The organism is Paraburkholderia sp. HC6.4b, assembly GCF_014200875.1.
GTDB classification, from domain to species: Bacteria; Pseudomonadota; Gammaproteobacteria; order Burkholderiales; family Burkholderiaceae; genus Paraburkholderia; species Paraburkholderia tuberum.
Genome location: NZ_JACHDC010000029.1, coordinates 69,907 through 82,788, shown reverse-complemented (window position 1 = coordinate 82,788; position 12,882 = coordinate 69,907). Strand labels below are relative to the sequence as shown.

Below are 12,882 nucleotides of genomic sequence, written 5' to 3'. Positions count from 1 at the left end.
CCTATGTCATTCCTCATCAAATCGGGCGCAGCCTTGATGAGCGCAGCGCTCGTGAGCGCTGCTTTCGCGCAGGCGCCGGCCACGAACCCCGCGCGCATCCGGGGCGAAATCGTGTCGCACGACGGTGACACGCTCAAGGTCCATCGACGCAGCGGCGATACTGTGTCGATCGATGTGAAGCCGGCAGCGAGCGTTTCGGCTGTCAAGACGATGCAGCTATCGGATATCAAGCCGGGTACATTTATCGGCACGGCTGCAACCACGGGCGCCGACGGCAAGCTGACAGCAACGGAAGTGGTCGTGTTCCCCGAGTCCGCGCGCGGCACGGGTGAAGGACATTACGCGTGGGACCTGGGCCCGAAAAGCTCGATGACGAACGCGAACGTCGACACCGTCGTGCAGAGCACGGGCGGCCGAGATCTGAAGCTGTCGTACAAGGGCGGCAGCAATGTGGTGACGGTGCCGCCCAACGTGCCCATCGTCACGTTCACGCCCGCGGAGCGCAGCGACCTTACGCCGGGCAAGAAGGTGTTCATTGTCGCTACGCCCGCGTCGCAGGGGACTTACGTTGCGCAACGCGTCGTGGTCGAAAAGGACGGCGTGGTGCCGCCGATGTGAAGGCAGGCCTGGGCCTCGGATAGCGCCACGCACAGCGTCATGTTGACGTGACGCGGGCTGAGTCGTGTCAGGATCATTGCGCGCGGACCAATACGAGCAGTCGACGGGTTGACAAAATATTACGTTTTTCACCGTGGTAGATCGCGTAGCATAGTGGGGGTATGTCCTGCGAGCGCCCCCACTCGCATTCGTTATTCAACCGCGGAGATTTCGGAAATGAGTATTTTTGGTGACATCGTGCACAAGCTGTTCGGCAAAGCGAAGCCGGACCAACCTCCCCCCGCGACAGAACCCACCCCCGACCCGGCCGCCGCGCAAGCCGCGACGCCCAGCGCTCCCGCCGCGCCCGCGCCGCTGACCGACGTCGACGTGGCCGCCGTGATGGATCAACTCGTCAGCGAAAGCGGACAGACGTTGAACTGGCGTACGTCGATTGTCGACACGATGAAGGCACTCGGCGTCGACAGCAGTCTCGAACACCGCAAGCAACTTGCCCAGGAATTGAAGTACAGCGGGGACATGAACGACTCCGCGAGCATGAACATCTGGCTGCACAAGCAGGTGATGCAGGCGCTCGCGGCAAACGGCGGCAAGCTGCCGCCCGATCTGGCAAGTTAAGCAGGACGAAGCAGGCGTTTCGCAGTAAGCGAAGCGCAGTGGAAGTCGCGCAGTAAAAATCACGCAGTAAAAATCACGCAGTAAAAATCAAACACTCAGTCCAGGTTGCCCGGTCGAAGCACGAAACCGGGCAACCGGACACTTCTCCGCTCGGCAATCAATGCTCGCACAATCGACTATCGAGAGCGTGCATTGCACACGCCCGCGACAGCACGATTGCCATCAGCCCACGTATCGAAACGCGGGTGACGGAACACATTGCGATGGAATAGACGCGGCTATTGCGCCGCGGTGAGCTTGAGTCCCGGCCGCAACGGCTGGGGAGACTCCAGAGGAGCCTTGCGTTCGTCCGATACCTGTTCGATTCCCTTTCGCGTGACTTCTTCGAGGAAGGTCAGGCGAGCCCGATAGTAATCGGCACGCAGCTGTGCGTCGAGCACGAGCTGTTCGGCCTGAAACAGTTCCATGCGCAAGTTGTTCAGCGCGCGTTCGGCCTGTTTCTCGGGAGTAGGAGCATGTTGTGAAGCCCAGTTAGCAAGCCACCTTATCATGGTGAAGCCCTCCTTGAGTTCAATGCTCTGCTGCGACAAAGGCTATCAAATTATGGATGCGGCGTGTGTTAAATCGCTTCAGGCGTTGCTTATTGTGCGAGCTACCGCGGGTCGTCGCACGATCGACTTCACCGCCGCGCCTTGACTACTGATACCACAACACGCGCGAGGCGAAAAAAACCCGCACAGCAAAGGCGGGCAATCCCACTCTCTTTGAAAGCGTGTCACGAGGATGACACGCCACAAGTTTAGAGCTCGTGCAACCCCAACGTCCGTGTGCTGGCGATCACTTTGCGCGAATATATCGATCTCCAATCATGCGTCGCGCGCTATTGCAGCTCTTGAAGCGCTGCCACATTTTTCGCAATGGCCCGCGCGAACTGCGCGATCTGCCGGCCCTGCTCGATCAGATCCATGGCGGTCCGGAACGTGACCACGTCCGCCTTGTCCGCCAGCTGAAGCTTCGCGAGCACGACCTGACGCGCGGTCGCGGCGAGCTTGTCGATGCCGGCCTTCGCGTCGACGACCTTCGCGACCTCTTCCGGATCGCGCGTCTCGATCGTGCGGATCGCCTGCTCGAGATTGCGGATCACCGCCTCGGAAAACTGCGTGGTCGCCGCATCGCGCAGACGCAGCAGATCGATCTGCTGCGTCATTCGTTGTTGTCCGACCGTCATCAGCGTCATGCCGACAATGCCGCTGATGCTCTCCAGATGACTCGTGACCTGCGTATAGCCGACCACCTGCTGACCTTCTTCCTCCGAGTGCTGCCGCTGCGACAGGCGGCCGATATATTGAAGAATCTCGAAGGCCAGCCGGTCGCTTTCCTTGTCCTGATCGAGCATCTGATTGATCTCTTCCATCGTGCCGGTCGACACCATCTGCGAGCCGCGTTGCACAACGTCGAGCACCTGCGCGCCGAGCCGGGTCAGCTCGATACGCACGCGTTGCAGTGCAAGTGCCGGCACCGCCAGCGACGTCTCGTCGAGATACTGCGGATCACCCGCGGGTTTGGCGGCCTTCGCGCGCTTCGGCACGACCAGTTGCGCGAGCCGCGCGATCGGACCGGCAAACCAGATCAGCAGCAGCGTGTTCGCCACGCTGAACAGCGTATGCACATTGGCTACCTGACGCGGCGCCTCGGCCGCGAGGCGTGCAAGCCCTTGCAGTTCCGGATGCGACGGCGATATCCAGCGCACGACCTCCGCCATCTGCGGAATCAGGAAGAGCGCAATCACGACGCCGAGCACATTGAAGATCAGATGCACGACGCCGACCTGCAACGCTTCCGGTGGCTTGCCGATCGAGGCGAGCAGTGCCGTGCCGCAGGTGCCGACATTCGCGCCGAGAATCAGCGTGATGGCGGCTTCGAGCGGCATCAAGCCCTGGCCGCTCAACGCAATCACGACCGCGAGCGTCGCCGCCGAGCTTTGCACAACCGCGGTGAAGACCGCCCCCACGATGACGCCGACGAGCGGATTGCGCATGTCCTGCATCGCGTCGATGAACGGCTGATAGGTGCGCAGCGGATGCGTGGACTCGCCCATCAGCTGGATGCCCATGAACAGCAGTCCTAGCCCCATTACGACGCGGCCGAGCTGCCGCAGCAGCTCGCGCGGGGCAAACGCGTGCAGCACGAAGCCGATCGACAGCATGTACGGCGTCAGACGCGAAACGTCGAAGGCGATGATCTGCGCGGTGATGGTCGAGCCGATGTTCGCGCCCATGATCATCGGCACCGCCTGGGTCAACGTCATCAGGCCGGCGGACACGAAACCGACCATCAGCACCGTCGTGATGGTCGACGAATTCAGCAGCGCGGTCACGACGGCGCCCGCCACCACGCCGCGAAACCGGCTTGCGGTCAGCACGCCGATCAGCGACTGCAGTTTCGATCCCGCGATCGCCTTCAGGCCGCCGGTCAAGAACTCCAGACCGAGGAGAAACAGCGCGAGGCCGCCAATCAACAGCCCGAAGATCCCAAGGAAGTTCAACCTGTCGGGATCGATGTCAGCAAGATAATCAGCCATCCTGATGTGCCTCTGATGATCACACGAATAGAACGGGAGCGAGGGACGGCTTCGCGCCCCGCATCGACGACCGTGCAGGCGGCCTGCCGCACGGTGTCCGGGGCAGCTACTTAAGGCTAACGCTAAGGGTAAGAGGAAGACGGCGCGCAGGCAAGGACGGGAGGGCGGCCGGCAGTCTCGGAGCGACCCCGGAGTCCGCAAAGCATGCAACCCGCAATCGACGTAATTCATTGCCACGTCAAGCAACGATTCCACCCCTGATTTGGCAGTTAACCCGTAGGTGAAAATGCCCATCGTCCCAGCCGTTGGCCGCTGCCAATAATAGGTCCATCCTCCAATCAAACTTGCTCAATTCACCCCAAACAAGAAGGAGGACTTATGGCAAACCGTGTTGCATACGTAACCGGCGGCATGGGCGGTATCGGAACCGCCATTTGCCAGCGCTTGCACAAAGAGAACTACACCGTCATCGCGGGCTGCGGCCCGAACTCGGCGCGCAAAGCCCGATGGCTGGAAGATCAGAAAGCGCTCGGCTATAACTTCGTCGCATCGGAAGGCAACGTCGCGGATTGGGAGTCCACCGCGAAAGCGTTCGAGAAGGTCAGGACAGAAGTTGGTGAAGTCGACGTGCTCGTCAACAACGCGGGCATCACGCGCGACGGCATGTTCCGCAAGATGACGTTCGAAGACTGGGAAGCGGTGATCGACACCAATCTCACGAGCCTGTTCAACGTGACCAAACAGGTCATCGAGGGCATGGTCGGCCGAGGCTTTGGGCGCATCATCAACATCTCGTCGGTCAACGGCCAGAAAGGCCAGTTCGGGCAAACCAACTACTCCACGGCCAAGGCCGGCATTCATGGCTTTACGATGTCACTCGCGCAGGAAGTGGCGACCAAGGGCGTGACGGTCAACACCGTGTCGCCGGGCTACATCGGCACCGACATGGTCAAGGCCATCCGTCCGGAAGTACTGGAAAAAATCGTCGCGACAATTCCGGTACGGCGTCTCGGCACGCCGGAAGAGATTGCGTCGATCGTCGCGTGGATCGCGTCGGATCAAGCGGGCTTTGCGACCGGGGCGGATTTCTCGCTGAACGGCGGTCTGCATATGGGCTAACGGGAACGGCGCCGCGTCGCGCGCGGCGCAGCCGTTTTCCGTTATGGACGTTGTCAGGTTCCGTGATGGTGTAGCGGCCGGCGCGAGCCGGCCGCCTCAGTGAGCTTATGACCAGAAAAGCGAGCCCTACTCGCGCTGCACCCGCGAAGTCGCCGCGCACGCACCCGAAGGCTATGCTGCGCCCGATCGTACCTGCCAAAGCAGGCGAAATTTCGCTCGACTATCACATGACGCTCGAGGCATTACGCAGCGGCGTCGCCAATCAATATCACGTCGGCAGCATGGCGCAGGCCATTTACATGGCGATGCTGCTGAATCAGCGCGGCTATGGTTCGGCCGTACCCGAGCTGTTTCGCGACGCGGAGGGAGCGATTCTGCGCTGCCGGCAGGCGGGACTCGAAACGGGCCTCTGCGTGGTCGATCACGACGCCTACGCGCTACTCGGTCAGGTTCTCACGCTCTTCGATCAGCAACTCGCGGCGGCGCCAGTACGGGAGTTGATCGCGGTCAATGCGAAGCTGAAGACGCTGTTCAGCGCCGCCAATGGCCACTGCGACGGTAACGAGAACACCGCATGACGAGGCGCGTTGGCATTCACTTGCGCAATGCGCCGCGCACGCTCGACACATCGTTTCGCGTGACCGGTCCGGCCGCATTTCCCCATGTGGTCCGAACAAACGTGAGCACGCGCGCCATTTCGGTGTCCGTCAGCTTGCCGGCGAAAGACGGCATCTTGCGCGGCTCCGGTCCCGACACGGTATGCGGACTGCCCCCGCCTTCGACCAGCAAGCGCACCAATGACGCGCTCGACGCCGACAACACCGCGGGGTTGCCCGCGAGGCGCGGATACTTGTTCGGCACCCCCGCCCCATCCATCTGATGACAGCGCGCGCAATACGATGCGTAAATGCCCGCGCCGGGTCTTTCCACATCCCCGGTTTTCAGCGCCCGTACGGTTTGCTGTGCGGCGGCGGAGCGGGCGTTGAAATAGCCGCTTGGCGCGCGCGGCGGCAGGCTCTTCAAATACGCGGCGATCGCCGCGAGATCGTCGTCGTTCAGGTACTGCGTGCTGTCTTCGACGACCTGAACCATGCTGCCGAACGGGATGAGTCCGCCGCCGTGGCCGTTTCGAAGGAACTCGACGATGTCGGTCGCGGAACTGCGGCCGAGCCCCGAGCCCGGGTCGGCGCTCAGGTTCGGCGCGAACCAGTGATCGTTGGTGCCTCCCGTCAGATAGGCCGATGCCGACTCGTCATAGCCGCGCTCTTCGTACGCCGGTCCGCGCGGCGTGTGGCAGGCGCCACAATGGCCGAGCGATTGCACCAGATACGCGCCGCGATTCCATTGCGCATCGCGTTTCGCATCGGCTTTGAACTGGCCTTTCGGCGCGAATGCCCAGTCCCAGAACATCAATACCCAGCGCTGATTGAATGGAAACGGCAAGCGCGTTTGCGGGGCAGGCGCCGCGACCGGTTGCACGCCGTGCATGAAGTATGCGTAGAGGGCATGCATGTCGTCATCGGTGATCTTCGCGAACGACGGGTACGGCATCGCCGGATAAAGCCGCTTGTTCCCGGGCGCGATGCCCTCGCGCAACGCGCGTGCAAAGTCGTCATAGCTATAGCGGCCGATGCCGTATTGCGGATCCGGCGTGATGTTCGACGTATAGATCGTGCCGAACGGCGAACCCATGCCGAGGCCGCCGGCAAACGGCGGTGTGGCCTCAGGCGCCGCCCCCGGATGCGGGACGCGCGGCGCGGCGGTGTGGCAACCGGCGCAATCGGCGGCTTTGGCGAGATATGCGCCGCGCGCGACCTGCGCGGCGTCGGTGGAGGCGCTGGCGGCGTTTGCGGTCGCTGCTAGCGTCAGCGGGCATGCGGCCGCGATGGCGAACCTGAGCGCGTTGAGAACGTCGCGCTTCATCACCACCACCTGCACGGCGACACGATCGCGACCGCGGCATCCGTTGCGATCAATGCGAACAGAAACAGCGTGCTGCACATCACCGCGACGTGCGTCAGAAACCAGTCGAGTTCGGCACGCGTGCGGCGCTCGCCGTTCAGCGCACCGAACTTCAGTGGCGCGACGCGGCGCAAATTGCGCCACGCAACCCACGTGCCGAACGCGCCCGCGATCAGACACACGGTGCCGAGCGCGACGAGCGCCGGACGCATCCACGACACGAGCGGCGCGCCGAGCGGATGGTTGTGCGGATAGCAGGCCTGCGCCGCGAGCGCTTCCGCGAGCATCATCTGCAACAGCCACGCGAACGGCGCCGCGAGCAGACCGATCAGCACGTAGGGCATCGAGATGTGCGAGTCTCTGGGCGCTGTCGTCATGACCACTCCCGGAACAGATACGGCGTCAGATACAGCGTGCTGAAAATGAACAGCCAGACGACATCGACGAAGTGCCAATACAGCCCACCGACCGACAGCGCCGCGCAGCGTTTGTCGTCGAAATAGCCGAGCGCGGTCCAGATCGCCAGCAGCGTCAGCACGACGATCCCGACCAGTACGTGCGCCATGTGAAAGCCGGTAATCGTGAAGTACAGCGAACCATAGAGATGCGAGGTCAGCCCATAGGGGTGGTTGTGCCATTCGCGCAACTGAATGCCCAGGAAGATGCAGCCCAGCACGATGCCCACCGCCATCGACGCGACACCGAGCCGCAATCGCCGCCGACGCACGCAGCGCTCGCAGAACCAGACGAACACGCTGCTCGATAGCAGAATGACCGTATTGGCGCTGCCGAGCCCGAGCTTCGGCAATCCTTCCGGCGGCCAATGCTGCTGGCTTTGCGAGGCCAGATACAGATACGAGAAGATCAGATAGCCGAACAGCGCGCCTTCGGTCGTGATCAGCGTGAAGCAGCCCCACCAGCCGCTCGATCGCTCGCCCGCGCTGCCAACCGGCAACGCACGCGCGGTCTCGTCCGGTTCGCTCGACGAGCGATTGAGATCCAGTGCATCGCTCATGTCAGCCTCCGGCATCCTCGACCGCGACCGGCTCGCGCTGGATCAGCGCGCGCTCGGGCCACAGCCACGTGATGATCGAGACCGCGCAGCCGGCCAGCATCGCCCCCACGAACACCCAGGCGGTCAACGCGAGCCCCGCGAACAGTAGCGCGGCAAAGACCGCGAGCCAGAACGGCGCGTACGAATCTTCGGGCATCTTCAGGATCACGTCGGGACTCGCCTCGAGCGCGGTCGTGCCCAACGCTTCGCGACCTTGCGCGAGCAGATAGCCTTCGTCGAGTTGCGAGCGTGTTTGAACCGCGTCGCCCGGCTCTTCGATCCGGCCTTCCCACAACGGATGCCGGCTCGCGAGCGTCGGCACCACCGCGAAGTTGTACGGCGGCGGCGGCGAGCTGATCGACCATTCGAGCGTCGGCGCGTCCCACGGATTGTTGCCGGCGACCTTTCCGCGCCTCAGGCTCACCGCGATATCGATCAGAAACAGCAGCACGCCGGCCGCAAACAGGAACGAACCGAGCGACGTGACGAGATTCACCGTGTTCCAGCCCATGTCGGCGGGATACGTGTACATGCGGCGCGGCATGCCGAGCAGTCCCGCGATATGCATCGGAAAGAACGCGACGTTGAAGCCGATGAAGAGCACCCAGAACGCGAGCTTGCCGAGACGCTCGTTCGTCATCCTGCCGGTGAATTTTGGAAACCAGAAGTAGATGCCGCCGATCACCGGAAATACGTTGATGCCAAGCAGCACGTAGTGCAGATGCGCGACGACGAAGTACGTGTCGGTGAGTTGCCAGTCGAACGGCACCGCGGCCGTCATCACGCCGGAGACGCCGCCGATCACGAACAGCAGCACGAAGCCCGCGAAAAACAGGAACGGCACGCGATACACGGGGCGACCGGTCCAGATCGTCGCGACCCAGGCGAACGTCGCGACCGCGCTCGGCACCGCGATGACCATGCTGGCCGAGCCGAAGAACGACAGCGCGAGCGCGGGGATACCGGTCGCGAACATATGGTGAATCCACACGGCAAAGCCGACCACCATCGTCGCGACCGTCGCCAACGCGACCGGCCCATAACCGACCAGCGGCCGGCGGCAAAAGACCGGCAACGCATCCGACACGATGCCCATGGCCGGCAACACGACCACGTAGACCCACGGGTGCGCGAAAATCCAGAACAGGTGCTGCCAGAGCAGCGGCCGCCCGCTATTGAGCACGTCGAAGAAATGCGTGCCGATGCGGCGGTCCATCCACAGCATCAGAAACGCGAGACTCACCGACGGCACCGCCAACAGATTGCCGGCCGACGCGGTCAGCGTGCCCCACACGAGCACCGGCACGCGATCGAGCGACATGCCCGGCGCGCGCATCCTCAGCAGCGTGACGACGAAGTTCATCGCGCCGACCGTCGTCGAAATGCCGAGCAGCACCATCCCGAGCGCGTACACGTCGATATTCGGGCCGTTGCTGTACTCGAGGCCGGACAGCGGCACGTAGTTGAACCAGCCGGCGTCGGGGGCCTGTCCCGTCGGAAAACTCGCATACAGGAAGATGCCGGCGAACAGGAACACCCAATACGACAGCGCGTTCAGGCGCGGAAAGGCCATGTCGCGCGCGCCGAGCACGAGCGGCCATAGATAGTTCGAGAAGCCGGACAGAACGGGCAGCGCGTACAGAAAGATCATCGTCAGTCCGTGCATCGTGAACAGCTGGTTGTACTGTTCGGGCGTCAGCACCGTTGCGTTGGGACGCGCCAGTTGAACGCGCATGATCAGCGCTTCGACGCCGCCCATCAGCAGAAAGATGAACGCGGTCACCAGGTAGCGCAAGCCGATGGTCTTGTGATCGACCGTCGAGAACCAGCCGCGCCAGCCGGGCCGCGACTCCCAGATTTCGCGCAGCCGCTTTTCCTGCTCGCTGCCGGGCTCGACACGGCCGCGCCGCGGCGTGCGGGTCAGCGCGGGTAGCGAAGCGGAAGCGGGATGATCAGACATTGAACGGGCTCCTCGGGTGCGATGCGCTTCAATGCAGCGCCGCGAGATACGCCGACAACGCGGCGGCCTCGCTGGTGGTCAGCGCGATACTGGGCATCAATGCATCGGGTTTGATCCGCTGGGCGTGCTCGATCCAGTCGAGCAGATGGTCGGGCGTGTTGCTGAGCGCGCCCGCCGCGATCGTGCGACGCGAACCGAGATGGGTCAGATCGGGCGCCTGCACGCCAGTCGCCTTGGTGCCGCGAATCGTGTGGCAACCGGCGCAGCGCTCCTCGAACAGATGCTGGCCGGCCGCGACGGCCGCGTCGCCCGCGGGCACGGTGGCCGCGCGTCCCTGCGCGTCGCGCCACGCGTTGAACGCCGCGGCGTCCTGCGCGATCACTTCGAACGCCATATGCGCGTGCTGCGCGCCGCAGAACTGCGAGCACTGCCCACGATAAATACCGGGACGGTCCGCCTGCAGCCACTGCTCGTTGGTTTGGCCTGGAATCGTCTGCGTCTTGCCTGCGAGTTGCGGCACCCAGAATGCGTGCACGACGTCCGCGCTTTTGAGTTCGATCTTCACCGGCTCACCGACCGGAATATGAATCTCGTTCGCCGTGCTGAAGTTGCGGGCGGGGTTCGGATCGTCGCGGTAATCGGCTTTCCACCACCAGTCGTAAGCGGTCACGGTGATCGTCAATTGCGGATCCGACGCGGGCGACGCCACCGATTCGAGCGTGATCAATGCATAGACCAGCATCGCCAACAGCACGACCGACGACACCGCGGTGCCGATGAACACCCAGCGGATGCCGCCGGGCTCGGCGCTCAGCGCATCCGGTTGCGCCGCGGGACGCTTGCGGACCATCGCGCCGATCAACAGGCCAGCGACGATCAGCGTGACCAGCGTCACGATCGCGGTGAAAACCCAGCCGAGGTACAGCGTCGGACGAGCCGCCGGGCCAGCCGCATGCAGGAAGTAGTTCAGCGGCGCCACCGTGTTCGCGTGTGCGGAGTTGGCGAAACCGATAGCCAGCGCCGGTAACAATGTGACGCTGCCGCGCGTGACGCGCCGGCCTGACGTTCTGGATGCTTCCGCTGCTGCCACTGAGAACCCCGCTGACAGTGATGACCTTTCGACACGCGCCGTCGCCTGCGAACGAGGCGACGTCCGAGCACATCAGCAAAAATCAGGCCGCGTCTGCCGAGAGTGCGGGCGTGAGGTTGGCGCTGACTCGTATAGGTCAGCAGAAGGGTGCATTCGCTCGGTTATGCGAACGCGTAGACGAGCTGCTGCGTAGGCAGGAATGGTTGCTGCAGAAATTTTTTCAATAATGGCCTTCTCAAAATAAATTGCCTTTAAAATGGCCGCGCGGCATAACTGAACTATTTTTCCTATATCACACTTGTCAGTCGATATGGAGGACTGATGCTTCAATGCTCACTCAAACTGAATAATAAGCCAATGAGCGAATTTCACATTGGCGCTCTATCCTTTCCCGCATACTCGGGGCAGGAGAATTATATCAATAAGGCTGTTGGAATGTGCACGCCGAAGTATGGCGCTATTCCCGTCGGCAGGTATTATATTTTTGACCGAAGGTCCGGAGGCATTCTTGGGCCATGGAAAGATCAGCTTAACCTGAATGGCAATAACAAGAGCGAATGGTTCGCGCTCCACGCTATCGACGGTGATATTGACGACGACAAACTCTTATGCGACGGAATCATTCGCGGCCGATTCCGATTGCATCCAAAGGGAAGATTGGGGAAAAGCGAGGGCTGCATAACTATCGATCAACTCGCGGACTGGCGTCATATCCGTTCAATACTAACCGATACGCCGAAAGTTTCAGTTCCCGGTTCGGAACTTAAAGCGTACGGTGAAGTGATGGTGAGATGAGAAAGCTCCTAATCTGCCTCGCGGTCGGTTTCGGCTTACTGCTCGCAATCTTTGCCAATGCGCTGTGGTGGATGATGAATCCCGAAGCGCCCTTGAACTTTTCGAACCCGATATGGAAATTGGCGGTTCGTCTGTATGGGGTCAAGACGGCATATCAAGAATCCGACTTGGCCTTCCTCATGTCGTCGGCCGCAATCGTGCTAGGGTTCGCCGCAGCTGTGCTGGTTTTCCGGCGGAGCAGGAAGCGTGGTCAGCGAAAGCTTGACGACTAACCATCTCACGGTGGAAATAGTCGCTGTTGGCGCGGAAATTTTTTAATAGTGGTTTTCTCAAAATAAATCGCCTTTAAAATGGCCGTACGGCATCACTGAACTATTTCTTATTTCACTCTTTCCAGTCGATATGGAGGACTGATGCTTCAATGCTCATTCAAAATGAATAATAAACCGATGAGCGAATTTCGGATTGGCGCACTATCGTTTTCTGCTTACTCTGGGCAGCAAGGTTATATCAATAAGGTGGCCCTAACGTGCACGCCGGTCTTCGGCGCCATACCGGTCGGCAGATACTATCTTTTTGATCGAAGATCGGGCGGGAAGCTCGGTCCGTGGAAAGATGCGCTCAACCTGAACGGCAATAACAAGTGCGAATGGTTTGCGCTCCATGCGATCGACGGGGATATTGATAACGACAAACTCCTATGCAATAACATCGTTCGCGGCCAGTTTCGTTTGCATCCAAAGGGGAGATTCGGTAGGAGCGAGGGGTGCATAACGATCGACCTGCAAAGTGATTGGCAGCGTATCCGCTCGATACTCACCGATACACCGAAAGTATCAGTACCCGGGTCTGAACTTAAAGCGTACGGCGTAGTGACGGTGGCATGAAAACAATCCTGCTCTGTCTAGCTGTCGGCATAGCTTTCGTGCTCGCAATCTCTGCTAATGCAGTCTGGTGGATTTGGCATCCGGATACGCCCTTGAACTTTTCGAACCCGATATGGAAATGGGCGGTTCGTATGTATGGGGTCAAGACGGCGTATCAAGAATCCGACTTGGCCTTCCTCATATCGTCGGCTGCAATCG

Annotated in this window: 14 protein-coding genes; 7 read left to right on the top strand and 7 right to left on the bottom strand. The window is 61.5% G+C overall.

The features are described from left to right. The first annotated feature begins 3 nt into the window (after positions 1-3). Positions 4-618, top strand: coding sequence for a hypothetical protein (locus tag HDG34_RS34775; protein ID WP_184067438.1), 615 nt, complete (start codon positions 4-6; stop codon positions 616-618). A gap of 216 nt (positions 619-834) precedes the next feature. Further along, positions 835-1,236: a DUF3597 domain-containing protein gene (locus tag HDG34_RS34770; protein WP_090809158.1), complete on the top strand. Its 402-nt coding sequence runs from the start codon at positions 835-837 to the stop codon at positions 1,234-1,236. A 278-nt stretch (positions 1,237-1,514) separates the two neighbouring features. On the opposite strand, the gene HDG34_RS34765 is transcribed toward HDG34_RS34770, so the two are convergent. Further along, a complete protein-coding gene (locus HDG34_RS34765; protein ID WP_084754487.1) occupies positions 1,515-1,787 on the bottom strand; it encodes a hypothetical protein in 273 nt (90 codons plus the stop codon). 329 nt (positions 1,788-2,116) lie between these two features. Then, positions 2,117-3,817, bottom strand: coding sequence for a Na/Pi cotransporter family protein (locus HDG34_RS34760; protein ID WP_184067435.1), 1,701 nt, complete (start codon positions 3,815-3,817; stop codon positions 2,117-2,119). Between the two features lie 378 nt (positions 3,818-4,195). Between HDG34_RS34760 and HDG34_RS34755 the strand changes: the two genes are divergently transcribed. Next, a complete protein-coding gene (locus HDG34_RS34755) occupies positions 4,196-4,936 on the top strand; it encodes a 3-ketoacyl-ACP reductase (RefSeq protein WP_184067433.1) in 741 nt (246 codons plus the stop codon). Positions 4,937-5,109: 173 nt separating this feature from the next. Continuing rightward, entirely contained in the window at positions 5,110-5,514 is a 405-nt protein-coding gene (locus HDG34_RS34750) for a Fis family transcriptional regulator (RefSeq protein WP_184067430.1), read from the top strand. Between the two features lie 16 nt (positions 5,515-5,530). Here the strand turns inward: HDG34_RS34750 and HDG34_RS34745 are convergent, their stop codons facing one another. From HDG34_RS34745 to coxB, 5 genes are read right to left on the bottom strand one after another with little or no spacing between them, the layout of a single operon-like run. Then, positions 5,531-6,859: a cytochrome c gene (locus tag HDG34_RS34745; protein WP_184067427.1), complete on the bottom strand. Its 1,329-nt coding sequence runs from the start codon at positions 6,857-6,859 to the stop codon at positions 5,531-5,533. After that, positions 6,859-7,275 carry a hypothetical protein gene (locus tag HDG34_RS34740; RefSeq protein ID WP_184067424.1) on the bottom strand — a complete coding sequence of 139 codons (417 nt, stop codon included), beginning with the start codon at positions 7,273-7,275 and terminating at the stop codon, positions 6,859-6,861. Before HDG34_RS34740 ends, HDG34_RS34745 begins: the two co-directional genes overlap by 1 nt. After that, positions 7,272-7,913 carry a cytochrome c oxidase subunit 3 gene (locus HDG34_RS34735; protein WP_090810416.1) on the bottom strand — a complete coding sequence of 214 codons (642 nt, stop codon included), beginning with the start codon at positions 7,911-7,913 and terminating at the stop codon, positions 7,272-7,274. Before HDG34_RS34735 ends, HDG34_RS34740 begins: the two co-directional genes overlap by 4 nt. 1 nt (position 7,914) lies before the next feature. After that, complete coding sequence (gene ctaD / locus HDG34_RS34730; RefSeq protein ID WP_184067421.1) at positions 7,915-9,912, bottom strand: cytochrome c oxidase subunit I; 1,998 nt, start codon at positions 9,910-9,912, stop codon at positions 7,915-7,917. Positions 9,913-9,940: 28 nt separating this feature from the next. Beyond that, positions 9,941-11,002: a cytochrome c oxidase subunit II gene (coxB, locus tag HDG34_RS34725; RefSeq protein ID WP_409259698.1), complete on the bottom strand. Its 1,062-nt coding sequence runs from the start codon at positions 11,000-11,002 to the stop codon at positions 9,941-9,943. A gap of 357 nt (positions 11,003-11,359) precedes the next feature. Between coxB and HDG34_RS34720 the strand changes: the two genes are divergently transcribed. The 3 genes from HDG34_RS34720 (at position 11,360) to HDG34_RS34710 (ending at position 12,684) form a co-directional block, all read left to right on the top strand. Then, positions 11,360-11,797 (top strand): DUF2778 domain-containing protein, encoded by a 438-nt coding sequence (locus tag HDG34_RS34720; protein WP_260321433.1) that lies wholly within the window; start codon positions 11,360-11,362, stop codon positions 11,795-11,797. Continuing rightward, positions 11,794-12,069 carry a hypothetical protein gene (locus tag HDG34_RS34715; RefSeq protein ID WP_090809143.1) on the top strand — a complete coding sequence of 92 codons (276 nt, stop codon included), beginning with the start codon at positions 11,794-11,796 and terminating at the stop codon, positions 12,067-12,069. The genes HDG34_RS34720 and HDG34_RS34715 overlap by 4 nt, the downstream gene beginning before the upstream one ends. A 162-nt stretch (positions 12,070-12,231) precedes the next feature. Next, complete coding sequence (locus HDG34_RS34710; RefSeq protein ID WP_260321432.1) at positions 12,232-12,684, top strand: DUF2778 domain-containing protein; 453 nt, start codon at positions 12,232-12,234, stop codon at positions 12,682-12,684. Positions 12,685-12,882: the final 198 nt, after the last annotated feature.